The following is a 13,986-nucleotide window of genomic DNA, read 5'->3' as shown; positions in this document are numbered from 1 at the left end:
ATGTCGAGATATCTCATCGAGGGCTGATCGCCCCCTGCGGGCCGCACCGGCGACCGCTAGGGTGAGCGCGTGCCGCGCTTCGATCTCGCCCTGTCCGACCTCCGCGACTATCGCCCGGAGGTCCGCGCCCCCGCCGACTTCGACGACTTCTGGTCGACGACCGTCGAGAGCGCTCGCGCCGCGGACGGCGCGCCCGTCGTCACCCCCGTGACGACACCCCTGCGCGGCATCGAGGCGTTCGATGTCACCTTCCCCGGATTCGCCGGCGACCCGGTGAAGGGCTGGCTGCTCCTGCCCGCACAGCGCGACGGAGCCCTGCCGGCCGTCGTCGAGTTCAACGGCTACGGCGGGGGCCGGGGACTGCCCGTCGAACGGCTCGGGTGGGCGGCATCCGGATACGCGCACTTCTTCATGGACACCCGTGGCCAGGGCAGCGCCTGGGGCTCAGGCGGCGCGACGCCCGACCCGCACGGCTCGGGGCCCGCCTTTCCCGGATTCATGACGCGGGGCATCGACGACCCCGAGACATACTACTACCGGCGCGTCTTCACCGACGCCGTCCGTGCGATCGACGCGGTCCGGTCCCTCCCCGAGGTGGATGCCGCGCGGATCGCCGTCACGGGCGGCAGCCAGGGCGGCGGCATCGCGATCGCTGCCGCGGCCCTCAGCGACGACCTCGTGGCCGCGATGCCCGACGTGCCGTTCCTCTGCCACTTCGAGCGCGCCGTCGGCATGACCGGGCGCGATCCGTACGAGGAGATCGCGCGCTACCTCGCCGTCCACCGCGGCGCCGAGGAGCGCGTCTTCGAGACACTGTCGTATTTCGACGGAGTCAGCTTCGCGGCCCGAGCGGATGCGGCATCCCTCTTCTCCGTCGCTCTGCTCGACCCGATATGCCCGCCGTCGACCGTTTTCGCGGCGTTCAACGCGTGGGGTGGCGCCGACAAGGAGATCGAGGTGTTCCCCTTCAACGAGCACGAGGGCGGGCAGGCGCATCAGTGGCTCCGCCAGGCGGAGTTCCTGGCCGCACGCGTCTGAGGCGGGTCACGGGGTCGGCGGCCGCTCGCCGGTACCCCGCTCGATGACCCAGGTCGGCAACGTGATCTGGCGGACGAAGCCGGACGGATCGCCGATCCGCTCGATCGCGAGCTGCGCGGCGCGGCGCCCCAGCTCGAGCGGGTCGTAGGAGATGACGGACACGCCCAGGACGTCGGCCGTGTCGAAGTCGTCGAAGCCGATGAGCGCCGTGCGCTGATCACCTCTCGCCTGCAGCGCGCGCAGCGCTCCGACGGTCACCCGGTTGTTGCCCGCGATGATGGCCGTCGGCTCCTCCCCCTGCCACAGCCGCTCCACCAGTTCGACCGGCGGGATCTCCAGGTCGTCGCCGAGCACCTCCCAGGGGGTCGGATCGACCCCGACCTCCGCCATCGCCTGCCGGTATCCGGCGAGCCGTTCCGACTGCGTCCAGACGGACGCCGGATTGCAGACGTAGGCGATGCGCCGGTGCCCGAGCGCCGTGAGGCGACGCGTCGCGTCGAGGACGGCGACCCGATTGTCGAGGACGATGGCGTCCGCGGCCAGATTGCGGGCGGGCCGGTCGATCGCGATGACCGGGGTGCCGAGCTGCCGCTCACCCTCGAGGTAGGACTGATCCTCCCCCACGGGGATCAGCAGGAGCGCGCCGACGCGCTGCGACAGGAGCGCGTCGGCGACGCGCCCCTCCCCCTCTTCGGTGTCGTCGGTCGTCGCCACGACCAGGCTGAAGCCGTGCGACGAGAGCTCCTTCTCGATGCCGGCCGCGACCTTGTAGTAGAAGGGGTTGCCGAGCTCGCCGATGATGAACCCGACCGTCCGGCTGCCTCCGCGCCGGAGCCCCTGCGCCAGGCTGTTCGGCCGGAACCGCAGGCGCTTCGCTGCCGAGAGCACACGCTCGACGGTCTGCGGCGCGACCAACTCGCGCTGGGCGAACACTCGCGAGACCGTCTTCGAGCTGACCCCCGCCAAGCGCGCGACATCCTCGAGCGTGGCCCGCTGTTGCACCGTCATCGGTCCTCCCGAGGTCGACGATAGCACCGCGTCACAAAATGACGACGATAGACATTGAAGAGACATGGAAGTCCTCTCTCGTCACCATCCGCCCACTAAAAGGCCAGTTCAGACGAATATCGAGTCGACTCATCTTGTGTCGGACAGACTGAGACAGCGCTGACATGAAGGTCTTGTGAGCACCCGCTCTGATGGCTAACGTGAGCGCAATCGGCGACGTCGCCGACCCGCACCCGAGTGGTTTCGAAGAAGAACCTGACAGGAGACGCAACATGGCACGCACACGGATCGGCGTCGCTCTCGCGACGCTCACCGTCTCCGGCATCGCCCTTGCCGGCTGCGCCGGCGGCGGCGCCCAGCCCGCCGGCGACAACACGATCGACGGCGAGGTCGCCGGCGACATCAAGGTCATCACCTGGCGAACCGACCTCGTCGAGGACGGCACGTTCGAGGCGTACGCCAAGGAGTTCCAGAAGAAGTACCCCGACGTCAACGTGACCTTCGAGGGGATCACCGACTACGCGGGCGAGATGCTCACGCGCATGTCGACGACCAACTACGGAGACGTCATCGGCATCCCGGCCATCAAACCCGACCAGTACGAGCAGTTCCTCGAGCCACTCGGCGACACGTCCTCGTTCGAGGACACCTACCGGTTCCTGCCCGCGGCCAGCTACGACGGCACCCAGTACGGCATCGCCTTCGGCGGCAATGCGAACGGCATCGTCTACAACAAGAAGGTCTTCGACGAGGCCGGTATCACCGAGCTGCCCACCGACGAGGCCTCCTGGATCGAGACGCTGCAGCAGGTCAAGGACAATACCGACGCGATCCCGATGTACACGAACTACAAGGACGGCTGGCCGCTGACCCAGGCGTTCGGGAACCTCGGCGCCATCACCCACGACCCCGACGCTCCCATCACGATGGCCGAGAACCCGGCGCCGTGGACCGAGGGCACCGACACCTACGCGGTCGATTCGTTCCTCTACGACACGGTCGAGGCGGGCCTCACCGAGGAGGACCCGCTCACCACGAACTGGGAGCAGTCCAAAGTCGACCTCGGCACCGGGAAGATCGCTACCATGCCGCTGGGATCGTGGGCCATCTCGCAGATGCAGGCCGCCGCCGAGGCGAACGGTGGTTCGGCCGACGACATCGGCTACATGGCCTTCCCCGCCAACGTCGACGGCACCCAGTACGCCGTCATCGGCGGCGACTACAACCTCGCCGTGAGCAAGCACTCCAAGGCGAAGGCAGCCGCGTGGGCGTGGATCCAGTGGGTCGCCGCCGACTCCGGCTATACCGAGGCGCAGGGCATGATCTCGCCGGTGCTCGACAAGCCGCTCCCCGACAACCTCGCCGGATTCGAGGACTCCGGCGTCGAGCTCATGGAGATCAACCCCGCCCCCGCCGGCAAGGAGGGTCTGATCAACGCGATCGCCGACGACTCGCAGATCGACCTCTACGGTCCGCTCTACCGTCAGAAGCTCGTCGACATCGCCCGCGGCGCCGCCGACGGCGACAAGGACAGCTACTTCGCCGAACTCAACGAGCGCTGGGGCGCATCGGTCGAGAAGCTCGGCTGAGAGAGGCATCCACGATGGCGATCGCAACTCCCGGCTCCGCTCCCGCGGACGCCCCTGCGGTCCTGTCCGCACCCGCCCGGGTGCGCCGGCTTCGCGGCTCGCGCCGCGGGGCCGGTGCGCCCGGCACCGGGTCGCGCGGGGCGGGACGCGGGATCGTCCAGCGGCTGACGCCGTGGCTGTTCCTCTCGGGGGCCGTCGGCCTCCTGCTGCTGTTCACCTACTGGCCCGCGCTGAACCTCTTCTACTACTCCGTCACCGACTGGGACGGCATCGACCTCGAGAAGAACCTCGTCGGGCTCGACAACTACATCCAGGTGTTCACCGATCCGCGCATCTTCAGCGTGTTCTGGGTGAGCCTGTACTACTTCGCCGCATCGTTCCTGCAGATGGCGATCGCCCTCTACTTCGCGACCATCCTCAGCTTCTCGACCCGGTTCTCAAACCTCTTCCGCGGCATCCTCTTCTTCCCGTACCTGATCAACGGCGTCGCGATCGGCTTCGTGTTCCTCTACCTCTTCCAGCCCGGCGGGACGCTCGACACGGTGCTGGGGTGGTTCGGGCTGGCGGATCCGCCGCAGTGGCTGGGCGACCCGGATGTGGTCAATTGGTCGCTCGCGGGAACCTCCGTCTGGCGCTACACCGGACTGAACTTCGTCCTCTTCCTCGGTGCGATCCAGTCGATCCCGCGCGAGCTCTATGAGGCCGCCGAACTCGACGGCGCCAACAAGTGGCAGCAGTTCTGGTCGATCATCGCCCCCGGCATCCGTCGCATCATCGGCCTCTCGTTCATCCTCGCCATCGCCGGCAGCCTGTCGGTGTTCGAGGTGCCCTTCGTCATGACCGGCGGCGCCAACGGTTCGGCGACGTTCGTCATCCAGACCCTGCAGACCGCGTTCTCGTTCCGACAGGTGGGCCTCGCCTCCGCCATGGCCGTCGTGCTGCTGGTGATCGTCCTGGTCGTCACCGTGATTCAACGACGCGTCTTCCCCGACGAGAAGGTGGACCTGACGTGACCGCCACCCTGATCCCGCCCACGAAGCCCACCCCGCTTCCCCGTCGTCGGTCGGGTCGCACGCCGCTGCAGCGGTTCGGGAGCATGAGCGCCACGGCGGCCAAGTACACGAGTCTGATCGTCGCGACGATCGTGACCCTGCTGCCGCTGTCGGTGCTGCTGTTCGCGAGCATGAAGAGCGCGAGCGAGTACGCCGCGACGGGCCCCTTCGACCCGCCCTCGAACTGGTTCAACCTCGACAACTTCGTCACCGCGTTCACGAGCGGCAAAATGCTCGAGGGCTTCGTCAACACCACGATCGTCCTCGCGGTCTCGCTCGTCGGAACGATCGCCGTCGGTACGATGGCCGCCTACGCCCTCGACCGGTTCCAGTTCCGCGGCAAGAAGCTCGTGATGGGACTGTTCCTGCTGGCGACCCTCATCCCCGGTGTGACGAGTCAGGTCGCGACCTTCCAGCTCGTCAACGGCCTGGGGCTCTACGACACCAAGGCCGCCTTGATCCTGCTCTTCATGGGCACCGACATCATCGCGATCTACCTGTTCATCCAGTTCATGCAGTCGATCCCGATCTCGCTCGACGAGGCCGCCATGATCGACGGGGCGAACCGATGGACGATCTACTGGCGCGTCGTCCTGCCCCTGCTGCGCCCCGCGATCGCGACGGTCGTCATCATCAAGGGCATCGCGGTGTACAACGAGTTCTACGCCCCCTTCCTCTACCTGCCCTCCGAAGGCATGATCTCCACGTCCCTCTTCCGATTCAAAGGTCCGTTCGGCGCGCAGTGGGAGGTGATCGCCGCCGGGACGCTCGTCGTGATCATCCCGACACTGATCGCCTTCCTGCTGCTGCAACGCTGGATCTATCAGGGCCTCACCTCAGGAGCCGTCAAGTGACCCACCTCTCCCGCCGTCCCCTCCACGACGGGTGGACCGTCCGCGCCGCGGCCGGCCCCGTGCCCGACGACCTCGCGGGGGTCGACGTCGATGCCGCCGTGCCCGGCAGCATCCATGTCGATCTGCTCGCCGCGGGGCGCATCCCCGACCCGTTCCACGGCAACAACGAGGCCCTCCTGGCCTGGATAGGGCTCGTCGACTGGACCTACCGCACGACGTTCGTCTGGACGCCCGACGGCGCCGAGCGTCACGACCTCGTCTTCGAGGGGATCGACACGGTCGCGACCATCCGCCTCAACGGGAGCGTCGTCGGCGAGGTCGCCAACCAGCACCGCTCGTACCGCTACGACGTCGCCGCGCTCCTCCGCGACGGCGAGAACGACCTCGAGGTGGCGTTCCGCGCGCCCGTGCCCTACGCCAACCAGGCGAGCCTCGAGCTCGGCGCACGCCCGCGTCCGTACCCCCTGCCGTACGAGGCGATCCGCAAGTCCGCCTGCAGCTTCGGGTGGGACTGGGGCATCGCCACCTACACGAGCGGCATCTGGAAGCCCGCGCGCCTCGAGGCGTGGTCGACGGCCCGGCTCTCGCGGACCCGGGTCGTCGCCACGCCCGTCGGAGACGGCGGGCGGATCACCGTCGATGTCGACCTCGAACGGACGGATGCCGCTTCCGCGCCACTCGAGGTGCGTGCCGTCGTCCGCGGGCCGGGTCTGGACGGCGACGCCCACGAGGCCGCCGCCGTCGTGGGGGAATCGGGACGGGTCGAGGTCGACCTGCCCGCGGTCCGCCGCTGGTGGCCGATCGGTCACGGCGACCAGCCCCTGTACACCGTCGAGGTCCTCCTGCGGCGTGACGGCGACATCCTCGACGACGCGACGCGCCGCGTGGGGTTCCGGACGGTCGAATGGGACACCGAGCCGGATGCCGCGGGAACGCCCTACACGCTGGTCGTCAACGACCGGCCGATCTTCGTGAAGGGCGTGAACTGGATCCCGGACGACGCCCTGCCCGTCCGCGTCGATCGCGACCGCTACGAACGCCGGCTGCGGCAGGCGACGGAGGCGCACATCAACCTCATCCGGGTGTGGGGCGGCGGCCTCTACGAGTCCGACGACTTCTACGACATCGCCGACGAGCTCGGCCTGCTCGTCTGGCAGGACCTCCTCTTCGCGTGCGCCGCCTACCCCGAGGAGGAGCCGCTGCGCTCCGAGATCGACGCCGAGGTGCGCGAGAACGTCGTCCGCCTCGCCTCCCACGCCTCGCTCGTCCAGCTGGTCGGCAACAACGAGAACCTGTGGGGCTTCGAGGACTGGGGCTGGAAGACGAGCCTCGACGGCAAGACGTGGGGCGCGACGTACTACTACGAGCTGTTCCCCGACATCATCGACGAGCTCGCCCCCCACGTCCCTTACGCACCCGGAAGCCCGTTCAGCCCCGAGACCCGGTGGGATGCGGCATCCGGCCGCCAGAGCGGACCGCACCCGAACGACGAGACGCACGGCAGCATGCACCTGTGGGAGCAGTGGAACCGCCGCGACTGGCTGACCTACCGCGACCACACCCCGCGCTTCGTCGCGGAGTTCGGGTGGCAGGCACCGCCCGCGTGGACCACGCTGGTCGATTCGGTCGACGACGCCCCGCTGACGCCGGAGTCGCCGGGCATGATCGTGCACCAGAAGGCGATGGAGGGCAACACGAAGCTCACTGACGGTCTGCTCCCCCACTTCCGGATGCCGGGCGACATGGAGACCTGGCACTGGGCCATGCAGCTGAACCAGGCCCTCGCCGTCGGGACGGCGCTCGATCACTTCCGCTCGTGGGCTCCGCACACGATGGGAGCCGTGGTCTGGCAGCTCAACGACTGCTGGCCGGTCACGTCGTGGGCGGCCATCGACGGCGCCGAACGGGTCAAGCCGCTCTATCACGCCCTCAAGAACGCGTTCGCGCCGCGGGTCGTCACCGTCCAACCCCGCGACAACGGGCTGGTCGCCGTCGTCAGCAACGACACCGACGACGACTGGGCCGTGGCGATGCGCGCACGGCGCCTCTCGTTCGCGGGGTCGACCCGCGCCGAGGCGACGACCGACGTCACGGTGCCCGCGCGCGGCACCGTGAGCATCGCGCTCGCGTCCGACCTGTCGACCCCGGGGGACGCGGCCGCCGAGGCGCTGGTGGTCGACGCCGACGCGTCTCGCGGCGTCTGGTACTTCGCCGAGCCGAGGGACTCCGCCCTGGTCGATCCGGGACTGACGGTCACCACCCGCGCCGTCGGCGGCGGCACGGAGGTCAGCGTCACCGCGCAGGCGTTCGCCCGCGAGGTGTCGCTGCTGGCCGACAAGGTGCACCCGTCCGCACAGCCGCTCGACGGACTGTTCACCCTGCTCCCCGGCGAGACACGTCGGGTCGTCGTGCGGCACGACGACGACGTCACCCTCGACCCGGGAAGCCTGGCCGCACCCCGTGTCCTCCGCTCCGCCAACCAGCTGGTCGCCGGATGACCGTCCTCGACGAACCCGTCTGCGGGATGACGTGGGGGTGGACGGGCGTACGCGGCACCTGGACCACTGCGCAGGCCGAGGCATCCATGGACGCGATGGCCGACCACGGCGTCACCTGGACAGCGCTGGCGTACTCCGCCGTCCAGGCGACGGCCTTCTCGACCGAGATCCCCTTCCGGGAGGAACCGACGGTCACCGAGGCCGAGATCGTGGCGGCGATCCGCGCCGCTCACCGCCGCGGCCTGAAGGTCTGCCTGAAGCCCGTCGTCAACGTCGCCGACGGCACCTGGCGCGCCTTCATCGGCTTCTTCGACTGGGACGTGCCGGGCGAGCCGAGCTGGACGGAGTGGTTCGCGTCCTACCGGACCTTCATTCTCGACGCCGCCCGCATCGCAGAGGCCGAAGGCTGCGCGATGCTGTGCATCGGATGCGAGATGGTGCGCGCCGACGGCCAGGAAGCCCACTGGCGCGCGCTCATCGCGGCGGTCCGACAGGTCTACTCCGGGGTGCTCACCTACAACTGCGACAAGTACCAGGAGGATCACATCACCTGGTGGGACGCGGTCGATGTGATCTCCTCGAGCGGCTACTACCCGATCGACCGGTGGCAGGAGAACCTCGACCGGATAGAGGCGGTGGTCGCTGCCGCCGGCAAACCGTTCGTGTTCCTCGAAGCGGGGTGCCCGTCCCGCGAGAACTCCCCTCTGCGACCCAACGACTGGCAGCTCCAGGGAGCACCCTCGGGGCAGGCGCAGCTCGAGTACTACCGGGCGATGTTCGAGGCCTGCGCCGAGCGCGAGTGGATGCGAGGCTACGTCCTCTGGGACTGGCCGGCCCATCTGTACGGGCCCGAGGCCGCCGAGCGCAACGACGACTACTGTCCCTATGGGAAGCCGGCGGGTGAGTTCCTGCGCACCCGCTATCGCAGCATGTCGGCAGCCGCCGCAGGAGGAGGACGATGAACGCGCACCGTGTCCTGGCGATCGACGCCGGTCAGAGCGACATCAAGGTGCGCATCGCCGACGGCTCGCGCCGTGAAGACCTGACGTTCCGCGGCATCCACACGGGCGGGCCGCTCCTCCCGCAGCTGGCGCGCGTCGTCCACGAGACCCTCGAGCGCACCGGCGCGGAGCCGGATGTCGTGACGGCCGGCATCTCCGGCCTCACCGACCGGGACTCGGACGCCGACGCCCTGCTCGCCCTCGTGCACGGGGACGGCGTACGGGCCACGATGCTGGCGCACGACTCCACGACGTCGTTCCTCGGCGCGCTCGGCGACCGACACGGCGCGGTCGTCGCGGCAGGCACCGGGGTCGTGACCCTGGCCGTCGGCGCGACGGAGACCGCGCGGGTCGACGGATGGGGATGGATCATGGGCGACGCCGGCAGCGGCTACTGGATCGGCCGCGAGGCACTCGACGCCGTCATGCGCGCCTTCGACGGTCGCGGACCCGCGACGATGCTCACCGAGAGCGCCACGTCGCGCTGGCCCGATCTGTCGCAGGCGTACATGGCGCTGCAGGCCGATCACGACCGCGTGCGGGTGGTCGCCTCGCTCGCACGCGAGGTCGCGGATGCCGCGGATGCCGGCGACCGGGTCGCGACGGAGATCTCACACCGAGCGGCGCGCGAGCTCGCCCACAGTGCCCGCACCGCCGTCGATCGGGTGCGCACCGACGAGGCCGAGTTCGCCGTCTGCGCGATCGGCGGCGTGTTCTCGTCGCGAACGCTCCACGACTCCTTCGAAGCCGCACTCGGTGCGGACTCGGGGCTGCGGCTCGTCGCCCCGCAGGGCGTCGGGATCGACGGCGCGCTCGCCCTCGCCGAGATCACCACGGCCCACCCCCTGGGGACGGCGGTCCACCGCGCCGGCGCGATCTGACCTGCGCCCGGTGCGCCGAGTGCAGGTTCAGATGGCTCCGATCGCGCACCATGCGCGATGAACGTCCGCTGACCCTGCACCCGGCACATCACAGACCACGGATGCGGGGGCCCCGACCTCGAGCCCCGGCATCCGTCACCTCACCGGGGGATCAGACGAGCGACTCCCGCCAGGCGCGGTGCAGCTGGGCGAACTTGCCCGTACCCGCGATGAGGGCATCGGGGGTGTCGTCCTCGATGATGCGGCCGTGCTCCATGACGAGCACCCGGTCGGCGATCGCGACCGTCGACAGACGATGCGCGATGATGATCGCCGTACGGTCGGCGAGCAGGGTGCCGAGGGCCTCCTGGATCTGCCGCTCGCTCGGGATGTCGAGCGACGCCGTGGCCTCGTCGAGGATCAGCACTGCGGGGTCGGCCAGGAAGGCGCGCGCGAACGAGATCAGCTGGCGCTGACCCGCGGAGACGCGCCCACCGCGCTTGTTCACATCGGTGTCGTACCCGTCCGGCAGCTTCTCGATGAACCCGTCGGCGCCGACGGCACGTGCCGCGGCCCGGATCTCGTCCATCGTCGCGTCGGGCTTGCCGAGGGCGATGTTGTCGGCAACCGTCCCGCTGAACAGGTAGGCCTCCTGCGTCACCATCACGATCGCGCGGCGCAGGTCCTTCGGGTGCAGCTCCCGCAGGTCGACACCGTCGAGGGTCACGGCGCCCTTGGTGGGGTCGTAGAACCGGGCGACGAGCTTGGCGAGCGTCGACTTGCCCGCACCCGTGGTGCCGACGAGCGCGATCGTCTGCCCCGCCGGGATGTTCAGCTGGAAGTGGGGCAGGATCGTCTTCGACTCCGAGTAGCCGAAGGTCACGTCCTCGAAGCGCAGGTGGCCCGACGCCTGGCGGAGGTCCACCGGCTTCGTCGGGTCGGGGACGGTCGGGTCCTCCTCGAGCACGCCCGACACCTTCTCGAGCGCCGCGGTGGCCGACTGGTACGAGTTCAGGAAGAACGCGACCTCCTGCATGGGGGCGAAGAAGTTGCGCACGTACAGCACGGCCGAGAGCAGGAAGCCGAGCTCCAGCGCACCGCTGACGACGCGGAGCCCGCCCCACAGCACGACCGCCGCCAGGGCGAACGACGACAGCGCCATCATCGCGGGCTCGAAGGTGCCGAACAGGCGGATCGAGCGCATGTTGATGTCGCGGTAGTCGCTCGCGAGGCCGCCGAACTCGCCGTCGTTGGCCGGCTCCTTGCGGAAGGCCTTGACGGCGCGGATGCCGGTCATCGTCTCGACGAACTTGACGATCACCTTCGCACTCACGACGCGGGACTCGCGATAGACGACCTGCGAGCGCAGGTAGAACCAGCGCATCAGGAAGAACAGCGGGATGCCCATGAACGCGAGGATGAGTCCGGATTGCCAGTCGAGCAGGATCAACGCGATCAGAGTGAACCCGCCGTAGAGCAGACCCGAGACGAGCTCGTTGAGTCCCCCGTCGAGCAACTCGCGGATCGTGTCGAGATCGCTCGTCTGACGCGAGATGATGCGCCCGGATGTGTACGACTCGTGGAATTCGAGGCTGAGTTTCTGCGTGTGCAAGAAGATGCGCTTGCGGAGATCGAGCATGACCGCCTGCGTCAGCCTCGCGACGACGACGGCGTACCAGCCGATGAGCGCCGCGCCGCCGACGGCGGTGACGAGGAAGATCGCGACGACGGCGATCGTCGGCATCCAGTCGGCCTCCTTCTGGACGGCGGGCAGCGCGTTCGCGATACCCCATCCGACCAGCGCCGGGCCGGCCACACGGAGGACCGTCGAGATGACGAGCACGATCCCCGCGAGGACGAGCTGCATCTTCAGCGGCGTGACGAGCGACCCGAGCAGTCGCAGCGAGCGACGCCGGATCTGCCGGCTCTCCTCGCGGGTGTAGTCGGAGCGGTCTTCGCCGCTGGTGCCCGTGACGGTGCTCACAGGGACACCTCCCTCTTCTGCTGACGTTCCTGCTCGTCCTCGAGACTCGAGATGACGTGCCGGTAGTGCTCGCTGGTGCGCAGGAGCTCGGAGTGCGTGCCGACGGCGGTGATGCGTCCCTCTTCGAGGAGCGCGACGCGGTCTGCGAGTGTGACGGTGGAGGGCCGGTGCGCGACCACGAGCGCCGTCGTCTCGGCGAGGACGACCCGGAGCGCGTCCTCGACGAGGGCCTCGGTGTCGACGTCGAGGGCCGACAGCGGATCGTCGAGCACCAGCACGGCGGGGCGGGCGGCGACCGCGCGGGCGAGCGCGAGACGCTGACGCTGGCCACCCGAGAGGCTGAGTCCCTCTTCACCGATGACGGTGTCGACGCCGTCGGGCAGGTCGTCGACGAACGCCGCCTGCGCGACCTGGAGCGCCTCACGCAGGACGCGCTCGCCCTCCGCACTGTGCGGATCGAGGTCCTCACGACCGAGCAGCACGTTCTCGCGCACGGTCTGCGAGAACAGCGTCGCGTCTTCGAAGGCCATGCCGACGTGACGGCGCAGGTCGGTGAGCGACAGGTCGCGCACGTCGACGCCGTCGAGGAGGACACGGCCGCCGGTGACGTCGTACAGGCGTCCCGGCAGCGTGGTGAGCGTCGTCTTCCCCGACCCCGTCAGACCGACGAGCGCCATGGTCTCGCCCGGCCGCAGCGACAGGTCGATGCCGTCGAGCAGGTCGCGCTCGGTGGCCGCGGCATCCTGATACCGGAACCGGGCCCCCGCGAACACGAGCTCGCCGCGGGGCTGCGCGATCGTCACGGGCTTCTCGGGGTCGACGATCGTGTTCTGCTCGTCGAACACCTCGAAGATGCGGTCGGTCGCGGTGCGCGCATCGACGAGGAACGAGAACAGGAACCCGATCGATTCGACGGGCCAGCGCAGGATCGTCGCCATCGCGAAGAAGGCGATGAGTGCAGCGGTGTCGATCTCGCCGACCGAGACGAGGTAGATGCCCGCACCCAGGCAGAGCGCGAACGCGATGTCGGGCAGCAGCACGAGCCAGAACCAGATCCAGCCGACGGCCTTCGCCTTGCTGATCTCGGTCTCGCGGAGCGTCTCGGCCTGCCGGGTGAACTTGCGCAGGGCGTGGCTGCCCCGGCCGAAGGCCTTGAGGACTCGGATGCCGTGCACCGACTCCTCGACCGCGGTCGCCAGGTCGCCGGCTTGATCCTGGCTCTGCCGCGAGAGGATGCCGTAGCGGTTCTCGAAGACGTACCCGGCGATCCACAGCGGTGCCGAGACCACGACGAAGATCGTTCCGAGCAGCCAGTGCCAGCTGAACAGGATCGCCGAGCCGACGACGATCGTGATCATGTTCACGACCAGCAGCACGACGCCGAACGCCATCCATCGACGGATGAGACCGACGTCCTGCATCATCCGGCTCAGCAGCTGGCCGGACTGCCAGCGGTCGTGGAACGCGACCGGCAGCCGCTGGAGCCGGGCGTAGAAGTCGGTGCGCAGTTCGTACTCGACAGCGGTCGCCGGCGACAGCACGAACCAGCGGCGCGCCCACACCATGAGGGCTTCGAGCAGGCCGAGCAGCAGCACGACACCGCCGCCGAGCGCGATGAGCCACGGATCGCCGGAGGCGATCGGGCCGTTCGTCCCGACGATCTGTTCGAGCACGAGGGGGATGGTCAGACCCAGCAGGCTCGCGATGAGCGCACTGAGCGCGCCGAGGCCCAGACGCGGGAGCACGGGCTTCGCGAAGGGGATCAGGCGAGCGAGGGAGCGGGCGGTGGACAAGCGGGGATGCGTCGAGGAGGTCATGATCCTGCAGAGGTGAGGAGCGGATGCCGAAGCGGCGAGGAGCGCAGCGGGGCGCGGACGATCGGAGTCGCGGGGACCCGTCGAGGGAGAACGATGAGGGGCGCGGGAAGCTTCCGCGCGAGGTCAGACCTCTGTCGTCATCCCCGACGGACGGGGCGTCCGGCGACGAGGAAGGCGGCGGACTTCGTGTAGACGATCTCCGGGGACATGGCTTCCTCCTTGATGGGGCCGGACAGGGCCCCCGCGGCGTGCGGGAGCCCTCCAGGATATCCCTGTGGATTCGCT

The 13,986-nt window shown here is 69.2% G+C and carries 10 protein-coding genes; 7 read left to right on the top strand and 3 right to left on the bottom strand.

Going from position 1 to position 13,986, the window contains the following annotated elements; genetic code table 11:
* Positions 1 to 69 precede the first annotated feature (69 nt).
* On the top strand, positions 70 to 1,038 hold the full coding sequence (locus ACIGEP_RS00365; RefSeq protein WP_396659648.1) for an acetylxylan esterase: 969 nt from the start codon (positions 70 to 72) through the stop codon (positions 1,036 to 1,038).
* Between the two features lie 6 nt (positions 1,039 to 1,044).
* Here the strand turns inward: ACIGEP_RS00365 and ACIGEP_RS00360 are convergent, their stop codons facing one another.
* Entirely contained in the window at positions 1,045 to 2,046 is a 1,002-nt protein-coding gene (locus ACIGEP_RS00360) for a LacI family DNA-binding transcriptional regulator (RefSeq protein WP_396659647.1), read from the bottom strand.
* A gap of 272 nt (positions 2,047 to 2,318) precedes the next feature.
* On the opposite strand from ACIGEP_RS00360, the gene ACIGEP_RS00355 reads away from it, so the two are divergent.
* Genes ACIGEP_RS00355 through ACIGEP_RS00330 form a run of 6 tightly spaced genes read left to right on the top strand, consistent with a single transcriptional unit; the run spans position 2,319 to position 9,921 of the window.
* Positions 2,319 to 3,635, top strand: a complete 1,317-nt coding sequence (locus ACIGEP_RS00355; RefSeq protein ID WP_396659646.1) for an ABC transporter substrate-binding protein — start codon at positions 2,319 to 2,321, stop codon at positions 3,633 to 3,635.
* Between the two features lie 14 nt (positions 3,636 to 3,649).
* Complete coding sequence (locus tag ACIGEP_RS00350; protein ID WP_396659645.1) at positions 3,650 to 4,648, top strand: carbohydrate ABC transporter permease; 999 nt, start codon at positions 3,650 to 3,652, stop codon at positions 4,646 to 4,648.
* Positions 4,645 to 5,541, top strand: coding sequence for a carbohydrate ABC transporter permease (locus tag ACIGEP_RS00345; protein ID WP_396659644.1), 897 nt, complete (start codon positions 4,645 to 4,647; stop codon positions 5,539 to 5,541). Before ACIGEP_RS00350 ends, ACIGEP_RS00345 begins: the two co-directional genes overlap by 4 nt.
* Positions 5,538 to 8,039, top strand: coding sequence for a glycosyl hydrolase 2 galactose-binding domain-containing protein (locus ACIGEP_RS00340; protein WP_396659643.1), 2,502 nt, complete (start codon positions 5,538 to 5,540; stop codon positions 8,037 to 8,039). The genes ACIGEP_RS00345 and ACIGEP_RS00340 overlap by 4 nt, the downstream gene beginning before the upstream one ends.
* Entirely contained in the window at positions 8,036 to 9,001 is a 966-nt protein-coding gene (locus tag ACIGEP_RS00335) for a glycoside hydrolase family 113 (RefSeq protein ID WP_396659642.1), read from the top strand. Before ACIGEP_RS00340 ends, ACIGEP_RS00335 begins: the two co-directional genes overlap by 4 nt.
* On the top strand, positions 8,998 to 9,921 hold the full coding sequence (locus tag ACIGEP_RS00330; RefSeq protein WP_396659641.1) for an N-acetylglucosamine kinase: 924 nt from the start codon (positions 8,998 to 9,000) through the stop codon (positions 9,919 to 9,921). Before ACIGEP_RS00335 ends, ACIGEP_RS00330 begins: the two co-directional genes overlap by 4 nt.
* Before the next feature lie 151 nt (positions 9,922 to 10,072).
* Here the strand turns inward: ACIGEP_RS00330 and ACIGEP_RS00325 are convergent, their stop codons facing one another.
* Together ACIGEP_RS00325 and ACIGEP_RS00320 are read right to left on the bottom strand one after the other, a co-directional pair.
* Positions 10,073 to 11,884 (bottom strand): ABC transporter ATP-binding protein, encoded by a 1,812-nt coding sequence (locus ACIGEP_RS00325; protein ID WP_396659640.1) that lies wholly within the window; start codon positions 11,882 to 11,884, stop codon positions 10,073 to 10,075.
* Entirely contained in the window at positions 11,881 to 13,701 is a 1,821-nt protein-coding gene (locus ACIGEP_RS00320) for an ABC transporter ATP-binding protein (protein ID WP_396659639.1), read from the bottom strand. Before ACIGEP_RS00320 ends, ACIGEP_RS00325 begins: the two co-directional genes overlap by 4 nt.
* Positions 13,702 to 13,986 lie beyond the last annotated feature (285 nt).

Origin of the sequence: Microbacterium sp. NPDC077663 (genome assembly GCF_044542795.1) — a bacterium.
Classification (GTDB): domain Bacteria; phylum Actinomycetota; class Actinomycetes; order Actinomycetales; family Microbacteriaceae; genus Microbacterium.
Note: the sequence above shows the minus strand (reverse complement) of the source record. Positions and strands in the feature narration are given on the sequence as shown.